Here is a 3,579-nt window from a genome sequence, read left to right on the forward strand (position 1 = left end):
CCCGCCGGCCCGCGCACCGAGCCCGCCGCCCCGCTCGCCAGTGCGGCCGGCCCGGCCGGACCGTCCACCGACCCCACCAGCCCGGCAGGGCCATCCGCAGGGCCATCCGCAGGATCAGCCGCCGAGCTACCCGCAGGGTCACCCTCCGCCGGCTGGTCGGCCTCGCCCGGGAGGCCCACGTGTTCGGGGTGGGCGCGCGGCGCGGTGCCCTCCGGCGGGGTCGACGCGCCCGCCCTGACGTGCGTGTCCACCTCCGACGCGGAGTCGGCCGACGGGCCGGCCGCGGGGTCCGCCGCGGGGTCGGCCAGTGCGTACGCCGCACCGTTCTGCGTGGCGTACGCGCCGCCGCCCGGCGCCTCGGGCCAGTCCGCACCGCCCGTACTGCCCGTACCAACAGGCACCGTAAGCCCCACAGGCCCCGCAGGCCCGTCGGGTTCGCCCCCGGGGAACCCGTCCCCGCACCGCTCGCCGAACAGCGCGTCCGCGCCCGCCGCCGCGATGTCCCGCTCCAGCGACGTCGGCGCCCGCTGGAACGGCACCCGCGGCGTGGACAGCGGCTCGAACGGGCCGCGCCCGCCCGCGCGCAGCGCCGACATCAGCCCGTCGGGCGTCGGCCGGTCCACCGGGTTCTTCGCCAGGCAACTGCGGATCAGCGGCAGCAGATCGGGCGAGACCCCGTCCAGATCGGCCTCGTTGTGCACCACCTGGTACGCCACGATGTACGGGCTGTCCGAGCCGAACGGGCCGCGCCCGGTCGCCGCGTGCACCAGGACCGAGCCGAGCGTGAACATGTCGGCGGCCGGGCCGACTTCGCGCGGGCGCTGGAACTGTTCGGGTGCCATGAACGGCGGCGTACCGATCAACTTGCCGGTCTCGGTGCGCAAGTCGCTGTCGGACGGCCGCGAGATGCCGAAGTCGATCACCCGCGGCCCGTCGGCGGCCAGCAGCACATTGCTCGGCTTGAGGTCGCGGTGCACCACGCCGGCCCGGTGGATGTCGCGCAGCGCCTCCGCGAGCCCGGCCGCCAGCCGGCGCACTTCGTCCGGCGCGAGCGGCCCATTCCGCTTCACGTGCTCGGCGAGGGTCGGGCCCGGAATGTAGAGCGTGGCCATCCACGGCCGCTCGGCATTAGGGTCGGCGTCCACCACGGGCGCGGTAAATGCGCCGCTCACTCTGCGTGCTGCTGTGACTTCTTGGCGAAATCGAGCCCGAAATTCCGGATCGGCGGCGAATTCGGCATGTACGACCTTTACCGCAAGTCGCATACCCGAGGGTGACCTGGCCAGATGCACCACGCCCATGCCGCCCGAACCAAGCCGTCCCTCCAGCCGGTAGTGACCGGCATATTGCGGATCTTCCGCTTCCGCGCCGGTCCCCGCGCTACGCAGCGGCGGCATTCCCCCACCCCCGTGAATTTATCCGCACATGCGGCTCACGGAGCCTAGTGCATTGCGCGTACGAGACCGTTGAGGCTTGCTAGCCTGCGCATGTCTTTGCACAAAACACACAACGGGGGAGAGGCCATATGGCCAAGGAAGAGAACGACATAGCGGCTGCGGACGCGTCCGGCGCCGTCGGCGCGGTGGCCGCGGAGGTCCAGGACCCGGAGGCGGCGCAGACCACCGCCGCCATCGCCCAGACCACCTACCCGGTCGCCCCCGGCTACCGGGTCAACGTGCGCAGCGGCCCGAACACCAACAGCCAGGTCGTCAAGGTGCTCGCCTACAACGCCCGGGTCCCCATCCGCTGCCAGCGCCGCGGCGAGAGCGTCAGGGGCCCGTACGGGGTATCGGACATCTGGGACAGCATCGCGCCCGGCCAGTACATCTCGGACACCTTCGTCAGGACCGGCAGCGACGGCTTCGTCGCCCCGAACTGCGGCTGACGCCTCGCCGAAGGCCGCCCGTACGAAGCTCGTACGACGTCCGTACGACGCTCATGCGGCGCCCGTACGACGCTCACGCGAGGGGAGCCCCGCTGGCCCGCGCCGGCGGGGCCACCCCCGTACGCGCCGCCCCCCGGCCTTACGTACGCGCCGCCCATCCGCCGCACACCGGTCTCACGGCCGCGCGTCCGGTGCGTCCGGGTCGGCCGAGAACAGCGTGCCGTCCGACGCCGCGGCGACCAGCGCGCCGCCGACCCGCACCACCCGGCTCGTCTCGTCGCCCATGCCGTAGCCGCTGTCGGCGCTGCGCGGGCCCGATTGCCAACGTTCCTCGCCGGTGCGCAGGTCGAGCGCGAGCATCCGGCCGCTGCCGTTGCACAGGTAGACCGTGTTCTCGCGGACCGAGACCGTCGGCGCGCCCAGCCGCTCCACATCCGACGGGTTCGACCACAGCGTCTGGCCGGTGCGCGCGTCGAGCGCGGTGACCCGGCCGCTGCTCTGGATGAAGAACAGCCGGCCGGCGGCGAGCGTGGCGTCCCCGCGGGCCAGCCGCGGCAGCCGCACCTCACGCCGTGCGCCGCTGGCCACGTCGATGCGCAGCAGGCTCCGGTAGGCGGCGCCCGCGCCGCCGCGGTAGCGCAGGAAGACCAGTTCGCCGTCGTCCACACCGACGGGGGTGTCCACGCCGCGCAGCCGGGCCAGCACGGTCGCCTCGCCGGTGGCCAGGTCGAGCCGGGCCGCCGACGTCTGGTCGCCGCCCTCCTTGTCCCAGCACAGCGCGTACACCGCGCCCGCGTGGCTGGCCGGGTTGCACGACTGGCCGCGCGGCACCGGATAGCTCCACCGCCGGGTGCCGTCCCGGGCGTCCCGCGCGACCAGCGACGCGTCGTCCGGCGCGCTGCTGACCACCAGATCACCCGCGAGCGCCATGTCGGTGCCGTCGCTGACCTCCCGCGACCACACCTCGTGGCCGGTGGCCGCGTCGAGCGCGACCAGCCGGGTCGTCTCCCCGTTCGGCGCGTCGTGCACGAAGACCCGGTCGGCGGTGAGCGCCCCCGGATGGCTGCTGTTGGTCATCTCGCTCGGGTCGGCGAGCGCGTCCGTGCGCCACAGCAGCGAGCCCGAGCGCGGGTCGAGCCTGACCGTCGGGAAGCCCATGCCGCCACAGAACAGCCGGGTGCCGCCGGTCATGCACTGCGGCTCGAAGATCTCCCCCAGCGGCGCCGCCCTGGCCGGGCCCTTCGGCGTGGTGCCCGTCGGCTGGAGCATGACCTCCCAGGGCCGCCCGCCCGCCGGCCGCGCCACCCGGCGCACCCCGCCCGCCGCCGTACCGCTGGGGCGCACGCCGTCGTCGTGAGCCGGCCCGTACACCAGGTCCGCGGCGCCGCCGAGCGCCAGCACCAGCAGTACGGACACGATGCTGACCAGCAGTCGGCCGCGCCGGCGGCCGAGCCGGGTGAGGGTGGCCAGCCGGCCCGGGTCCGGCGTGCCGCCCGGCTCGTGGTGCGCCCCGCCGGCCCGCTCGCCGCCCTGCTCGCGGGGTTGTCCTTCGGCCCGTTCGGCGCCCGCGCCCGCCTCTCCCGCCCCGTCCCCGTCCCCGTCTCGATCCCGCGGCGCGGGGGGGGGGGGGGGCCCCCCCCCCCCCCCCCCCCCCCCCCCCCCCCCCCCCCCCCCCCCCCCCCCCCCCCCCCCCC

The 3,579-nt window shown here is 75.3% G+C and carries 3 protein-coding genes; 1 reads left to right on the plus strand and 2 read right to left on the minus strand.

Translation table 11 applies throughout. The features are described 5' to 3' along the window. The coding region (locus tag AAHZ94_RS30720) for a serine/threonine-protein kinase (RefSeq protein ID WP_349997001.1) at window positions 1–1,397 on the minus strand (1,397 nt) is incomplete at its 3' end. Window positions 1,398–1,525: 128 nt separating this feature from the next. Between AAHZ94_RS30720 and AAHZ94_RS30725 the strand changes: the two genes are divergently transcribed. Next, window positions 1,526–1,885: an SH3 domain-containing protein gene (locus AAHZ94_RS30725; protein ID WP_349997002.1), complete on the plus strand. Its 360-nt coding sequence runs from the start codon at window positions 1,526–1,528 to the stop codon at window positions 1,883–1,885. Window positions 1,886–2,059: 174 nt separating this feature from the next. Here AAHZ94_RS30725 and AAHZ94_RS30730 read toward each other — a convergent pair. Continuing rightward, a partial coding sequence (locus AAHZ94_RS30730) for an outer membrane protein assembly factor BamB family protein (protein WP_349997003.1) occupies window positions 2,060–3,579 on the minus strand: 1,520 nt, incomplete at its 5' end.

It is taken from the genome of Streptomyces sp. HSW2009, assembly GCF_040240285.1.
Classification (GTDB): domain Bacteria; phylum Actinomycetota; class Actinomycetes; order Streptomycetales; family Streptomycetaceae; genus Streptomyces.

Bases quoted from the DNA above. Each gene is read 5' to 3' on its own strand.
- AAHZ94_RS30725 (WP_349997002.1), top strand. From the start codon at position 1,526: ATGGCCAAGGAAGAGAACGACATAGCGGCTGCGGACGCGTCCGGCGCC.